Source organism: Bacillus safensis FO-36b, from assembly GCF_000691165.1.
GTDB lineage: Bacteria > Bacillota > Bacilli > Bacillales > Bacillaceae > Bacillus > Bacillus safensis.
Genome location: NZ_ASJD01000004.1, coordinates 224376 through 238657, shown reverse-complemented (window position 1 = coordinate 238657; position 14282 = coordinate 224376). Strand labels below are relative to the sequence as shown.

12 protein-coding genes are annotated in these 14282 nt (G+C 40.8%); 2 read left to right on the top strand and 10 right to left on the bottom strand.

The genetic code is table 11. The features are described from left to right. Positions 1 to 21: 21 nt before the first annotated feature. The 7 genes from garD to BA81_RS11600 form a co-directional block, all read right to left on the bottom strand. Positions 22 to 1599, bottom strand: coding sequence for a galactarate dehydratase (garD, locus tag BA81_RS11630; protein ID WP_051627351.1), 1578 nt, complete (start codon positions 1597 to 1599; stop codon positions 22 to 24). Between the two features lie 13 nt (positions 1600 to 1612). After that, the gene (locus BA81_RS11625) at positions 1613 to 2305 is read right to left on the bottom strand and encodes a FadR/GntR family transcriptional regulator (protein ID WP_198423012.1); all 693 of its coding nucleotides are present in this window, start codon (positions 2303 to 2305) and stop codon (positions 1613 to 1615) included. Between the two features lie 83 nt (positions 2306 to 2388). After that, on the bottom strand, positions 2389 to 3753 hold the full coding sequence (locus tag BA81_RS11620; RefSeq protein ID WP_034282254.1) for an enolase C-terminal domain-like protein: 1365 nt from the start codon (positions 3751 to 3753) through the stop codon (positions 2389 to 2391). Positions 3754 to 3780: 27 nt separating this feature from the next. After that, positions 3781 to 5157 (bottom strand): MFS transporter, encoded by a 1377-nt coding sequence (locus BA81_RS11615; protein WP_046310382.1) that lies wholly within the window; start codon positions 5155 to 5157, stop codon positions 3781 to 3783. Positions 5158 to 5222: 65 nt separating this feature from the next. Then, on the bottom strand, positions 5223 to 6689 hold the full coding sequence (gene gucD, locus BA81_RS11610; RefSeq protein WP_034282252.1) for an alpha-ketoglutaric semialdehyde dehydrogenase GucD: 1467 nt from the start codon (positions 6687 to 6689) through the stop codon (positions 5223 to 5225). Between the two features lie 21 nt (positions 6690 to 6710). After that, positions 6711 to 7637 carry a 5-dehydro-4-deoxyglucarate dehydratase gene (gene kdgD / locus BA81_RS11605; protein WP_034282251.1) on the bottom strand — a complete coding sequence of 309 codons (927 nt, stop codon included), beginning with the start codon at positions 7635 to 7637 and terminating at the stop codon, positions 6711 to 6713. Positions 7638 to 7817: 180 nt separating this feature from the next. After that, positions 7818 to 9179: an alkaline phosphatase gene (locus tag BA81_RS11600; protein WP_034282249.1), complete on the bottom strand. Its 1362-nt coding sequence runs from the start codon at positions 9177 to 9179 to the stop codon at positions 7818 to 7820. Positions 9180 to 9532: 353 nt separating this feature from the next. Between BA81_RS11600 and BA81_RS11595 the strand changes: the two genes are divergently transcribed. Beyond that, entirely contained in the window at positions 9533 to 10363 is an 831-nt protein-coding gene (locus BA81_RS11595) for a C40 family peptidase (protein WP_034282248.1), read from the top strand. A 452-nt stretch (positions 10364 to 10815) separates the two neighbouring features. Continuing rightward, on the top strand, positions 10816 to 12216 hold the full coding sequence (bcaP, locus tag BA81_RS11590) for a branched-chain amino acid transporter BcaP (RefSeq protein ID WP_034282247.1): 1401 nt from the start codon (positions 10816 to 10818) through the stop codon (positions 12214 to 12216). Positions 12217 to 12280: 64 nt separating this feature from the next. Here the strand turns inward: bcaP and BA81_RS11585 are convergent, their stop codons facing one another. From BA81_RS11585 to BA81_RS11575, 3 genes are read right to left on the bottom strand one after another with little or no spacing between them, the layout of a single operon-like run. Further along, complete coding sequence (locus tag BA81_RS11585; protein WP_024425288.1) at positions 12281 to 12571, bottom strand: hypothetical protein; 291 nt, start codon at positions 12569 to 12571, stop codon at positions 12281 to 12283. After that, positions 12559 to 13617, bottom strand: a complete 1059-nt coding sequence (locus tag BA81_RS11580) for an anti-sigma factor (protein WP_034282246.1) — start codon at positions 13615 to 13617, stop codon at positions 12559 to 12561. Before BA81_RS11580 ends, BA81_RS11585 begins: the two co-directional genes overlap by 13 nt. Beyond that, entirely contained in the window at positions 13610 to 14101 is a 492-nt protein-coding gene (locus BA81_RS11575) for a sigma-70 family RNA polymerase sigma factor (RefSeq protein WP_024425287.1), read from the bottom strand. Before BA81_RS11575 ends, BA81_RS11580 begins: the two co-directional genes overlap by 8 nt. Between the last annotated feature and the right edge of the window lie 181 nt (positions 14102 to 14282).

The window sequence follows — 14282 nt, the reverse complement described above, 5'->3', positions numbered from 1 at the left end:
GTCCTCAAACGGACATCTCTTTTATGTGACTGGGGCTGGATTAAATAGACACAAATCGTTATGAATCCCCCAATGATCGGCCCATGTTTCTTTCCGGCCGCTGGCGATATCTAGTATATAATGAAACAGGTCTGTACCGACTTCCTCGATTGTTGCTTCTCCGGTTGCAATACGGCCGGCATCAAAATCAATAAGATCCGGCCATTGTGTCTGTAAGCTGGTTTTCGTAGAAACTTTTATTACAGGTGCTGCTGCTAGGCTGTATGGAGTTCCTCGGCCTGTTGTGAAAATTTGTACATTCATACCAGAGGCGAGCTGCAGTGTTCCACAAACAAAATCGCTTGCCGGCGTCGCAGCAAATATCAGCCCTTTGGTGGCCGCTTTCTCACCAGGCCCAATCACACTAGATATTGGACTTGTGCCAGATTTGGCGATAGAACCAAGCGCCTTTTCTACGACATTGGATAAACCGCCTTTTTTATTTCCTGGGGAAGGATTTGCACTTCTATCTGCTTGACCTCTGCTTAAATAGTCGTCGTACCATTTCATTTCCCGTATAAGTGCCTGCCTCGTTTCTTCATTCAAAGTTCTTGGAGTTAATAGGTGAATGGCATCACGCACTTCTGTCACTTCTGAAAAAAGAACCGTTGCTCCTGCTTTGACAAGGAGGTCTGCTGCATATCCAACGGCGGGGTTTGCAGTTACACCTGAGAATGCATCGCTTCCACCGCATTGTAAGCCTACCACTAAATCCGAAACAGGACATGGGACGCGTGTCCGCCTATTGAGTTTCTTTAGTTTGTGCTCTGCAGCCTTCAGAATGGAGGTAATCATTGAAGAAAAGCCTGATTCCTCCTGTAATGTTAAAATATCGTCTTGCCGCTCTTCTGACACAATGCGTGATGGTATGAGTTTTTCACAGCCTAATCCAATGACGAGCACTTCTCCGCCAAAGTTCGGATGTGTGGCTAAGTTTTGGATGGTTCTGATCGGAATGACCGCATCTGGTGCATGAATGGCCACACCGCAGCCGTATTGGTGGTGGAGGGGAATTACGTCATCCACATTTGGATATTTCGGCAGCAGATCTTCCTTGATTTTTTTGACCGCATAGTCAAGAACCCCAACGACACATTGCACGCTTGTTGTAATCCCGAGAATATTTTTAGTACCAACAGAATGATCTGGATTTCGGTATCCCTGAAATTCATAACCATCAAGCTTTTTAAGCGGAGGACCGCTGTATGTTAGGCATGATAATTTGTCTAAAGGAGGAGGAGCTGGCATTTGAACGAGCTCTTCTTTCACCCAGCTTCCCTGTATGATGGTTTCGCTAGCGTATCCAATGATTTCACCATATCTCACAATTGGTGCATGCTGTTCAATTGTCTTAAGTGCAACTTTATGCCCTTGAGGGATGCGTTCAGTTAACGTCAATCCACTTGAAAAGCTGGTGCCAGCTGGTAGTCCGCCATCATTTACGATGATTGCTACATTATCCTTTGAACTTACCTGAATATATAGGGGTGCTTCATTTGCTTTTTGATTCAAGAGATCACTCCTTTGAAAGCGCTGTCTTTTTAAGAGGAGAGGAAGCATATCCGCTTCCGTATCATGGCGTTTGATTTAATCCTTTTAAAATCTTATCACGTACAAACTTCAAATGTTCATGCATATGGAAGTGTGCTTGATATGGGTCTCTAAGCTGAAGCGCTTCATAAATTTTCTGATGATAATTAACGGTCACGTTTTTTTCTCGATAAGGAATTTGGCTGTCAATCTTGGCGTGTGATACTAAAAGCGCCTGAATCATGCCTTCAACAACTGGATTGTTTGCACTTAAGGCAATAATCCGGTGGAATTCTTTATCGGCTTCACCATAGTTGTTATCTGTACTTTCCTCAATCATTTCAATGGTTCTTTCTAATTTTTTTAATTCTTCATCACTAATTTTCTCAGCAGCAACGGTGACAAGGCCTAGTTCTAGTACCATACGAGCTTCTAGAATGGCTGGTAAATTATCTTGAGCCAGTGCGAGCATAACTGAAAATGGCTGATTGCTAATTTTATCATTAAAATATGTACCGCCTCGTGTTTTTCTAGTGATAACGCCTAATGTTTCAAGAGAACTTAAAGCTTCGCGCAACACAGGGCGGCTTACCGATAAAATATCCATGAGTTCCATTTCTGTTGGCAGTTTGTCACCAGCTTTTAATTGTCCGCTAGACAATAAATGAACGATACGTTCTATGACTTGTTTTGCTAATGTTTTTCGATTCACTGTTTCAAATTTAAGTTCATCCATACTTTCATTCACGAGTCATTCTCTCCCTTCAGTTGTTCAATTGTAAGACAAAATGAAGGGAAATACAATCATTTACAGTCAAACTACCGAATCAAACACGGTTTTTTCGGGTCGAATGTCCAGCCATTCATGAGATATTGCATCTGAATGGCATCATTTCTTGCACCAAGCTTCATTTGTTTATATAAACGGTTGGCTTCCTCTATCTTTTCTAGATCAATTTGAATACCCAGCCCAGGTTCTTGTGGCACTTTGACACGACCTTCTTTGATTGAAAGTGGGTTCCTTGTTAAATGCTGGCCATCTTGCCATATCCAGTGGGTATCAATCGCTGTTATATGACCTGGTGCAGCAGCGGCAACGTGTGTAAACATGGCCAGAGAAATATCAAAATGGTTGTTTGAGTGCGATCCCCAAGTCAAGCCGTTATCATGACACGTTTGAGCGACTCTAACTGAACCTTCCATTGTCCAAAAGTGCGGGTCCGCCAGTGGAATATCAACTGCATGTAATTGGATGGCGTGTGACAATTGACGGAAATCAGTTGCGATCATATTTGTAGCCACTTGAATGCCGGTAGCTCGTTTGAATTCGGCCATAATTTCTCTTGATGAGAATCCGTCTTCTGCTCCACATGGATCCTCTGCATATGCAAGCACATGTTGTTTTCCTTTGCAAAGCTGAATGGCTTCATCAAGAGACCACGCTCCATTAGGATCAAGTGTGATGCGCGCATTTGGAAAACGTTTTGAAAGAGATTCTACAGCTTCCATCTCTGCTTCCCCGGAAAAGACACCTCCTTTTAACTTGAAATCCTGAAATCCATAGCGTTCATAAGCCGCTTCAGCCAAACGGACAATGTCCATCGGTGTTAGTGCTTTTTGACGCCTTAGCCGGAACCAGCTGCAAGATGAATGATCTTCTTTCAAATAGGGGAGAGGGGTTTTCATTTGATCCCCTATGTAAAATAAATACCCAAGCATGTCAACGACCTGTCTTTGTTGACCTGTTCCTAATAAAGAGGCAACCGGTTCTTCTAAAAATTGACCTAATAAATCCAAGAGAGCCGCCTCTATCGCTGTAACAGCATGTATTGTTGTCCGTAAGTCAAAGGTTTGATTGCCTCTCCCGCTTCTATCGAGGTCTTGATATGTTTGCTGCACCGATTGCAGGATGGCATGATATTGCCCAATTGGTTTTTGGAGGACAAGTCTGGCGGCTTTTTCAAGTGTTTGTCGAATGTTTTCACCGCCGGGAACTTCTCCGACTCCTTGACGGCCGCTGCTGTCTGTTAGTATGACAACATTTCTTGTGAAAAAAGGTCCATGCGCTCCGCTTAGATTCAAAAGCATACTGTCATAGCCGGCAACAGGAATCACCTTCATGTCAGTAATGTAAGGGAGATTGTTTGCTCGTTCCTTTTTGACTTCTTTTAAGTATTGATTCATATAAATCCTCCTTTATATAAAGCGCTTTCAAATAGAGCTGGATGGGACTTGGGCCGGAGGTGTTGAAGGGGGTTCTTTTAACTTCACACGTTTAATGGGACCCACAAGGAATAAATAACTTAAGATTGCAATAACGGCATTACTGCCGACAAAGACGAGCGCACCACTGAAAGAGCCTGTCGCATTGACAATATATCCAATGATAATGGGTGTTGTAATGGATGCAATGTTGCCAAAGGTATTAAATAAACCGCCGCTTAACCCGGCACATTCCTTTGGGGAGGTATCTGATACAACGGCCCAGCCAAGTGCACCGAATCCTTTTCCAAAGAAAGCAAGCGACATAATCGCAACAACAATCCATGAAGATTCTGTATAGTTGCAGATGATCATACTGCATGAAAGAAGCATGCCGATAATAATGGGTGTCTTTCGTGCGAAAGTAAGCGATTTCCCGCTTTTTAATAAAAAATCGGATAACAAGCCGCCAAGGATTCCGCCTAAAAAACCGCAGAGAGCTGGCAGGGAAGCAACAAAACCTGCTTCGAGAATGGACATTCCTTTTGCTTGAACAAGATACACAGGAAACCACGTCAAGAAAAAATAAGTGAGGGTGGTAATGCAATATTGAGCAATATAAACCCCAATTAACATCCGATTTGAAAGTAATTGTTTCACGTATGGCCATTTGGATTCTTTGTTTTGCTGGCTCTTTTCATCGTCCATTGAGGTCAAAGCCCCGCCTTTTGATATGTAATCGAGCTCTGCTGCGTTAATTTTCGGGTGTTGTTTTGGATTATAGACGGTTTTTATCCAAAGAAAAGACAGCAAAATACCGAGGATTCCCATAACAACAAAAACAGAATGCCATCCTAAAGAATGTGTAAGCCAGCCCATAATTGGAGAGAAAATGACAAGCGCAAAATACTGAGCTGAATTAAAGAAAGCAGAAGCTGTTCCACGTTCAGAACTAGGAAACCATGCAGCCACTACACGGCTATTGCCTGGAAAGGAAGGAGCTTCCGCCAGCCCTACTAAAAATCGCAGGGTAAAAAGGAGAATAATCGCAGTACCCGCTGTAAAAAAACCTATGGCACCTTGAAACAATGTAAACAATGACCAAAAGAAAATACTGCAGGCAATCACCATTTTAGAACCGAATTTATCCAATAAATAACCGCCAGGCAATTGGCCAATGACATATGCCCAGCCAAAAGCAGAAAAGACATAACCCATTGATACAGAGCTAAGACCAAGGTCATGTTGAACAGAATCTCCAGCAATAGAAAGGGTAGCACGATCTGCATAATTGACAGAAGTGACAAGAAACAGCATGAAGACGATAAACCAGCGGACAGACGTTTTTTTATCAGTTTGTGAAGCATGGAAGAGGTTATTTATCATCATTTCTTCTCCTTTTCTAAAATAGAGAATTGAGGAGGGCAGATGCCCTCTCAAATGCTTCAATTTTACGATTTAATGAAAACGGTTTGAATGGCTGTAAAGAATTCCTTTGCCGCTTCTCCTTGTTCACGAGAATGAGAGCTTGATTGTTTCATTCCACCAAATGGTGCCTGTAACTCTACACCAGCACTTTCTGCATTAATTCTAATGAGCCCAGCTTGGATATTCTGAATAAAGGACAGCATACGACCGATATTTTGTGTGAAAATAGAAGCGCTTAAGCCAAAAACCACATCATTGGCAATGTGAAATGCTTCATTGATATCTTGCACTTTGATTAAAGCAATGACAGGACCAAATATTTCTTCTTGAGCGATGGTCATGTCTGAGGTGACATGTTCGAAAATAGCAGGCTCAATAAAATAACCATTCTGATAATCACCATCTGTTAATGGTTCCCCGCCAAAAAGGAGGGTGGCACCTTCTTTTTTTCCAGTTTCAATATAGGAAAGGCATTGATCAAGCTGCTGTTTGCTTGCGATCGGACCCATCCATACGTCTTTTTTTAAACTGTCCCCAATAGTGATCTCTTGCGTTTTTTGAACGAGTTTTTCTTTAAAGGCATCATAGATGTCTTCTTGGACAATGACTCGGCTCGTTGCTGTACATTTTTGTCCAGTTGACCGGAAGGCTCCTGTAATGGCTGCTTCTACCGCAAGATCAAGATCCGCATCATTGGCTACGATAACGGGGTTTTTTCCTCCCATTTCAAGCTGATACTTAATCCCGCGATCAAAGGCTTTCTGACCGATGGCTTTACCCGTTGCATTTGATCCAGTAAATGTAATTCCTTGGATATTTGGATGTTCAATCATTCCTTGACCTACGACAGCTCCCGATCCTGTGACCATATTGACTACTCCTTTTGGAAGGTGGGCATCTGCAAAGCAGGCCATGATTTTTGCGCAAGTAACGGCAGTTTCTGTCGCAGGTTTAATGACGACCGTGTTCCCATAAATGAGTGCAGGAGCCATTTTCCAAATAGGGATCGCAATAGGGAAATTCCAAGGAGAGATGATGCCTACAACACCTAATGGAACCCTTTTAGTGAACATGAGTGCCTCTCGGTCAGTAGAAGGAATGACATCGCCTTCTTTGCGCATTCCTTCGCCGGCATAGTAGCGGAGAATGGCTACACCGCGTGCCGCTTCTCCTTTTGCCTCAGGCAGAGTTTTACCCATTTCTTTTACAGCAGTAATGGCAATGTCATCGAGACGTTCTTCCAGCAAATCAGCTGCTTTATAAAGATATTGTCCTCGTTCTGCACCTGATAAATCTCGCCACATCGTCTTTGCTTCATGAGCTGCAGTGATGGCTGCGTTTACATCTTCGAGACTTGAGCGCTGCACATATCCAGCAGCCTCCTCTTTGTCGGCAGGATTTTGAATGGGGATCACTTCTCCTGTGGAAGCCTTTACCCATTCACCATTGATATAATTGAAGTACGTTTTTTGTTTCACTGAAGTGGACATAATATGAGCTCCTTTCTTTCGTTAATTCACAGCCGCTTTTTTCGGGAAGCGTTCCATTGCGTGCTGTAAAATGTTCTCTAGTTCTTGATAGTGTTCTTTTTCTACAGGAACAACAGGCGGTCTTGCTGAATTGCGGACAGAATGTCCCATAATGTTCATGCCGGCTTTAATGAGTGAGACGGCATAGCCCTTTCTCTGTTGGCGAATCCGGTTAATCGGTAGAATAACAGTTGTGTAAATGTCCTTGACCATTTCTTGATCACCCGTTTTTAGTGCGTGATAAAACATTCTTGAGATGTGCGGGATATAATTAGAAATTGCGGAGGAATAGGAATGAAAACCAATCGGTAAGTAAGCCGGCATTGTGACCTCTGCCATAGGCAATCCATTTATATAGCTGAGCCTGCTGCCTATTGTATAGGAAAGATTCACGTTTAAATCCATATCACCGACCCCATCTTTTACACCAACAAGCTGTTCAAAAGAAGTGAGCCGTTTGATTTGCTGAACAGAAAGAACAGCATTATCTCGTTGATATAAGATGGCATTTAGGTTTGTACTTTCTATAATGGTTTTGGCGTATTCATATAGTCCTTCTTGTTCACCATGAATTAAATAAGGAGGGAGTAATAAGTAACCGTCAACGCCTTTTTCCTCGGAAATTTTCGCCCACTCCAGTGCGGTATTTAAATTTCCTCCAACTCCTGAATAAACAGGAACTTGACCACCGGCAGCTGCAAGTGCCACATCAATCATTTGCTCGTATTCTTTTTGACTAATAGACTGAAATTCTCCCGACCCACATGCAATAAAAATGGCATCGAGCCCTTCGTCTAGTAAGAATTGAATGTTTTGAAATAGTGCTTCCTCAGAAAGCTGACCATTTGCTTGAAAAGGAGCGATAGGAAAACCTAATATGCCTTCTGGTGCTCTTCTACCTTGAATCATTGCTAAAAACCTCCTGTAATTTGTTAAAAAGAAAGGTAAGCGCTACCAAAAACTCTTTTGTTTAATTGTAAGACAAATAAACAATTTGTCAATATCTTTATTTTCAGAAATTTCAACTGGAAGATTGAACAATAAAAAGAGCAGGCATTTTCTACACCTGCTCTTACAATGTTCTTCGTTTTATTGATGAAGTAATTTAAAGATATGTTTTGCTTGATCTGTATTTTCCATCAGACCTTTTAGCTGCTGGCTTGTTGGGCCATACGCAAAGAATGGAACTTCATCACCGGTATGACCAGAAGTTGTCCAGCCTGTATGTGATCTTGTATTGATCACTTCTTCAATCGCATCATCAATTTTAACAGTATCTTTTGTTTCAGCGGCCTTTTGAATAGATGCTGTTTCTTCTTTTGTGAAATCAAGATTGATATATTGTTTCAGCGCTGACTCGACAGTCATGCCGCTGACAATTTTGTTTGCGATAAAGTCAGGCGTTTTTTTCGCTGCTTTGACCGGTTTGTAATCCCAGCTGCCTGAACCGTCTGCTCCGAAGGAAAGTCCGCCAGTTGAATGATCTGCGGTCGTGATGACTAACGTGTTTTTATCCTTTTTCGCAAAACGAATCGCTTCTTCAAATGCTTTTTCAAAATCCTTCATTTCGCTCATTGCACTGACAATATCATGATCATGTCCAGCCCAGTCAATTTGACTGCCTTCGACCATAAGGAAAAATCCTTTTTTGTTTTTAGACAGCTGTTTGATAGCTGAGGATGTCATATCTTGCAGGGAAGGGGTCGTTTGATCACGATCAATGGCTTTATCGAGACCTCCATCAGCAAAAATGCCTAACACCTTTTGATTTTTGTTTTTTTGTAAGGCGGCTTTATTGGTGACATAATCATAACCGGCTCGTTTGAATTCTTTTGTCAGATCACGATCCTTTCGGACAAAATCGACAAGTCCTCCGCCAAGCATGACATCGACTGTATGCTGTTTCCCGATTTTCTCATCGAAGAAATCATCAGCGATGGCTGCAGTGTTTTTCCTAGACACATCGTGAGCGGCATACGCAGCAGGCGTAGCATTTGTTAATTCAGATGTCACGACAAGACCCGTCGATTTTCCCTTTCGTTTGGCTTCTTCTAAAACGGTTTTTAGTTTTTTGCCGTTTTTGTTTACACCAATGGCATTGTTGTATGTCTTTTTACCAGTGGCCATGGCTGTACCAGCTGCTGCTGAATCGGTAATGTTACTTTTAGAGTCGTCAGGGTATGTTTTATGCATGCCAGTGAGGTAAGGGTCAAACGCTGTTTGCTTTGAAAGGTCACCGTTGTGTTTAAATGAGCGGTAAGTTGAAAGATAAGGTGTTCCCATGCCATCTCCAATCAGCACGATCACATTTTGCACGTCATTTTTCGGTTTCTTTTTAGCCTCAGCTTTGTCAGCTTGTCCAAATTCAATCCCTGAAAAAATGCCAATCGATAGCACAGATGCTGCTGCTACTGCAGCGATTTTCGTTTTCGAGCTTTTCAACACACTCATTCATTTTGCCTCCTCATTGTTTATGTATCGCTCTTACGTTTACAATGGTAGAGCAGAAGTGTGGATTCCTCTTTACAGCACCGTAAAGTTCACTTTAAAATTGTAAAGGTCCACTTTACATAGAATGAACCAAAAAGAGAAATGAATGTATCATTTATCCATGACAAGATGCGATTATTTTGTCATGATTGTGTAATAAAAATGAAATAAAAAGAACCCTAAAAAAAAATAAATTTTGCCGAATTAATAAGCATAATGTCGTAGGAAGTCAAGACTATTTCTTCTGGTATTTGATCCTTATAATAGGGAGTAGATAAAAATTCGGATCAGATAGATACATACAGGAGGAACAAATGAAAAAACAATTGATCACAGCTGCAAGTGCAGTTCTACTTGGGACGACATTATTTGCCGGCGCTGCCTCAGCACAATCAGTAAAAGTTCAAAAAGGTGACTCTCTTTCTGTTCTAGCGAAAAGATACAAAACAAGCGTGAGCAAAATTAAATCAGACAATAAGCTGAAATCTAACGTGATTTATGTTGGACAAACCTTAAAAGTGAATGGCACTTCTTCGAAAAAAGCAGTGAAGACATCAAAAACAACAACAAAAGTAAAAACGGCTTCAGCAACTGCCACTCATAAAGTTGCCAAAGGTGATACATTATCTAAGATCGGCAAAAAATACGGGATGACTGTGAAAGAGTTGAAATCGTTAAATAAACTTAAAACAGACCTCATTAAAATCGGGCAAAAGCTAAAGGTGAAAAAGACGTCTAAAGTAAAGGCGAAACCTGTGAAAGAAAAAACAGTCTCTACTTCTTCCTTAAACACGTCTAAGCTCATAGCAGATGCTAAAGCGCAAAACGGTACTCCATATAGATGGGGTGGAACGACACCGAAGGGCTTTGATTGTAGCGGATTTATGTGGTATATCATTAACAAACAAAAAAAGATTTCAAGACAAACAACTGAAGGTTTCTGGGGATCGATGAGAAGTGTATCCAAACCAAAGGCTGGAGATTTTGTCTTCTTTACAACGTATAAATCGGGTCCATCTCACATGGGTGTCTACCTTGGGAACAATAAGTTTATCCATGCTGCTTCTGACGGTGTAACGATCAGTGATATGACATCAAGCTATTGGAAGCCTATTTATCTTGGAGCGAAAACATTTGTAAACTAATTCATTTTAAGAGACTGCTATGAAGCAGTCTCTTTTTTCATATATCATTTGTGCCGCAGAACTGGTCTTTTTCTCATAGATCACTATCGGTCTAAAGGCTTTAAAATAACATAATTGTGACCCCACTTTTAAAAAAAGGGTCTTATTTTTGTTGAATAATAAGTATATGAAAAAAATATAATCTTCCATGTTGTATCATAAATAGAGGGAGACAAACTATCAATTGAATAAGGATTGAAGAAAATCTAACCGTTTTATTGACAATATTTTCGTTGATATATAAGAATTTTCACTCTATTTTTCAAAAAAGTGTTTTCATTTTTTAATTTTCATATATAATAATTTTACGCCACCAATTTATTGTGCTAAATTTAATCTAAATATTCAGAAAATATTGTGAATTATATGAATGTGGCGTCTTTAGACTGATACTAAGTTTTGGGAGTGATGGTATGAGCAATTCGTTGTTTAGAAAAAAGAGCATTTCAGAGCTCATTGCGGCAACACAAGGGGAAAAAGCATTAAAAAAGGAATTGGGTTCATTTGATTTAACCATGCTGGGCATTGGAGCCATAATCGGGACAGGGATATTTGTTCTAACAGGTACAGGAGCCGTCACTGCGGGGCCAGGACTTGTGCTATCATTTGTCATCGCAGGTCTTGCTTGTTTGTTTGCAGCACTGTCATATGCGGAATTTGCTTCCACAGTGCCTGTATCAGGGTCTGTGTATACATTTACGTACGCATCAATGGGGGAATTTCTAGCATTCATCATTGGCTGGGATTTAATATTAGAATATATGCTGGCTGCTAGTGCCGTTTCAGCGGGCTGGTCAGGCTATTTTGTGTCTTTTTTAAATGGGATAGGGATTCATATACCAGTTGAGTTAACAGCAGCACCAGGTGGTTTAAAGGGGCACGTGACATATTTTAATCTTCCAGCATTTATTATTTTAATGGTCATCACCTTCCTGCTGTACTTTGGTATTAAAGAATCAAAACGAGTAAATAACATCATGGTTATTATGAAAATTGCTGTGATTCTGCTCTTTATTTTAGTCGCTGTGAAATATGTAAAACCTGAAAACTGGACACCATTCGTTCCATTTGGGACATCAGGGGTCTTAAGTGCAGCAGCCCTAGTATTCTTTGCATTTATCGGGTTTGATGCAGTTGCTTCTGCGGCAGAGGAGACAAAAAATCCATCACGCAACCTGCCTAGAGGAATTATTACTTCCTTATTGATTTGTACGCTGCTTTATGTCGTTGTCAGTGCGATTATGACCGGCATCGTTCCTTTCATGAATTTTGAAGGAGTATCACATCCAGTGTCTCTCGTTTTACAAGTAGCCGGACAAAACTGGGTGGCTGGTATTGTGGATGTCGGAGCGATTCTAGGGATGACAACCGTGATGCTTGTCATGCTGTACGGCCAGACACGCGTGATGTTTGCTATGTCTCGTGATGGCTTGGTGCCAAAGGTATTATCAAAAGTTCACCCAAAGCATAAAACTCCTTACATCAATACATTGTTCTTCGGTACATTGTCAGCATTAATGGGTGGTTTTATTCCACTTGATGAGCTGGCAAGTTTAGTGAACATCGGGACACTTTCAGCATTCATTTTGATTTCAGTGGCGGTCATTGTGATGAGAAAAACGCAGCCGGACTTACCAAGAGCTTTCAGATGCCCAGCAGTTCCGCTTATTCCGATCTTAGCTATTCTATCTTGCGGATTGCTCATTTATAAGCTTGGTGCAATCACCTTTGTACGTTTCTTAATCTGGCTTGCCATTGGGCTGGTTGTGTATTTCTTATATTCAAGAAAGCATTCAGAATTGAATAAAAAATAAATGAAAAAAGCCAGTGATGCTTGGCATTAGTCAAGTAACACGGGCTTTTGCTTTTGAGTGCTGATTAAAAACCTAATTGAAGATCGACATCGATTGATACGATGGCATAGACACAAACAATGACAAAGATATTCAGTACGACACCGAGGAAACCTGGACCCGTACGGCCTTTTTTAATGAACAGTTCAATAATGCCAAATGGAACTGCGGCCATTGCAAAAGGAAGCATTTGAAAAGAATAAAATGTCACGTTGCTGATAATGGCGAGGTTTAGCATGAGCAGGGATAATATCGCTGTGCCGACAGAAATCCAGCCAAATACATTATGCTCTTTAAAAATTCTTACCAATTCCATAATTCCACCTCGCTCACTTTTGCCGTTTTAATGCGTTTTGTCTTTACAAATTTCTCAATCTCTTTTGAAGGCCCAGTGACCACAGAGCCATAAATCGTGACGCCATTTTGATCGATATAGCGTATACGATTAGACAGGTCAAGATCAGGTCTGCCAGAAATCGTTGTTGCCCATGTCGGGTGCTGATTAACATAAGCAAGGGCATCTTTGAATTGATCTACCTCAGTTTTTGATGTGTGCTGAAGCTCTTTTAAAAATTCAGAGTCCTTCCCAGGAAAGCCGATTGGCCGCTGATTTCCACTTAATGAATCCTCTGTTTTAATCGCATTCCACAGCACTTTCATATCGTATTTTTTAGCAAAGGAATAAACATCCTTTGGTGTGTAAGCTCTGTCATAGGATACATACACTTCACTTACTGTTCCTTCAGGAAGCTTGTCTAACGTAGTGAGTGTTTGTTTTTTTGAGGCATCTGCCTGCGCCGAAGGATGGGTAAAGAAATCCTCCGTTTCGCGTGCGCTGTCACCATAATAAGAGATGGTAGGCTGCTTTAATTTATCGAAAAACATCTCGATTTGTTCACTGCCAATAGCTTCTGTTTTATTGCCAATTTGCTTTTGCAGCTTCAATTCGGTGTTCATCCCAAAAAGTTTGACCTGACCTTTTAAATCCTTCATATCAATGGCCACGTTTGGTTTGGTTAAAGCGACGGTGACAGCTGCTGTTTCCATGAAATGATTGCCTTTGCTCTCGGCGCCGCCAACGCCGTAGTATAAATAACTTCCTAATGTACAAAGCGGTAAAATAATGAGTGTCGATATGACAGCAAGTACGGAAATACGTAAATATGACTTTCTTTTTCCGTATTGTAAAATGGCTTTTTGCTTCTCAGGACTGATGGAAAAATCTGTCCAATCTGAGTCGTTCAGTTCCTGGCTTAAGCGTTTTTCGTTTTCTTCAAGTTCTTCTTCAAACGCTATCATTTCTTCCTCATTCATCTCACCATTATTATATTGTTCCCATCGCTTGTTAAACTCTTCATTCATCATTAACACCTCTGTTGTAAAGTGCTTTTAGGCGCTGCCTTGCACGAAATAAAACACTTTTAAAATTTGCTTCAGTAATATTCATGACCTTGGATGCTTCCTTGTAATTTAGCTCTTTTAAATAATACAATGTCAACGCTTCCTTGTAGTTATCTGGAAGCTGCTCCAAATACATGGTGAGAACTTCCTTTATTTCAACCTGTTCAGCAGGGCTTTGTACAGACGTTTGTAAAAGACCGCCAATGAGGTCATCCGATATGGTCACTTCTTTTTTATGTTTCCTGACATAATCAATAAAAGCATTTCGTGCCACCTGAAATAACCAAGGTTTCACTTTGCTATGGTCGTAGGAATGAATATGTATATACGCACGCATAAAGGTTTCCTGCAATAAGTCTTCTGCCAAATGTTTGTCTTTTGTCATGGAGAGCAGAAACCTGTAAACATCGTTCATATACATTTGATAAATTTCATCGATCGTCACTGATTTTTCTCCCCTCTATGTTATACACGCATAAGAAAGGCATAAAGTTGCACGAAACTTCTCATTACCGTACATTACTCATTTCTTTCGCCGAATCAAAATCATTTCTCCTTATCATAGCGAAATTTGCATCATTTATAAAGTATTTTCAATAGAACAAATCAGGAAAAAACATCGAAAA

What these genes read in the sequence shown, in the direction of transcription:
- garD (WP_051627351.1), bottom strand. Translation starts at nt 1,599, where the DNA reads ATGCTTCCTCTCCTCTTAAAAAGACAGCGCTTTCAAAGGAGTGATCTC.
- kdgD (WP_034282251.1), bottom strand. Translation starts at nt 7,637, where the DNA reads ATGATTCAAGGTAGAAGAGCACCAGAAGGCATATTAGGTTTTCCTATC.
- BA81_RS11625 (WP_198423012.1), bottom strand. Translation starts at nt 2,305, where the DNA reads ATGGATGAACTTAAATTTGAAACAGTGAATCGAAAAACATTAGCAAAA.
- BA81_RS11620 (WP_034282254.1), bottom strand. Translation starts at nt 3,753, where the DNA reads ATGAATCAATACTTAAAAGAAGTCAAAAAGGAACGAGCAAACAATCTC.
- BA81_RS11595 (WP_034282248.1), top strand. Translation starts at nt 9,533, where the DNA reads ATGAAAAAACAATTGATCACAGCTGCAAGTGCAGTTCTACTTGGGACG.
- bcaP (WP_034282247.1), top strand. Translation starts at nt 10,816, where the DNA reads ATGAGCAATTCGTTGTTTAGAAAAAAGAGCATTTCAGAGCTCATTGCG.
- gucD (WP_034282252.1), bottom strand. Translation starts at nt 6,689, where the DNA reads ATGTCCACTTCAGTGAAACAAAAAACGTACTTCAATTATATCAATGGT.
- BA81_RS11580 (WP_034282246.1), bottom strand. Translation starts at nt 13,617, where the DNA reads ATGAATGAAGAGTTTAACAAGCGATGGGAACAATATAATAATGGTGAG.
- BA81_RS11585 (WP_024425288.1), bottom strand. Translation starts at nt 12,571, where the DNA reads ATGGAATTGGTAAGAATTTTTAAAGAGCATAATGTATTTGGCTGGATT.
- BA81_RS11600 (WP_034282249.1), bottom strand. Translation starts at nt 9,179, where the DNA reads ATGAGTGTGTTGAAAAGCTCGAAAACGAAAATCGCTGCAGTAGCAGCA.
- BA81_RS11615 (WP_046310382.1), bottom strand. Translation starts at nt 5,157, where the DNA reads ATGATAAATAACCTCTTCCATGCTTCACAAACTGATAAAAAAACGTCT.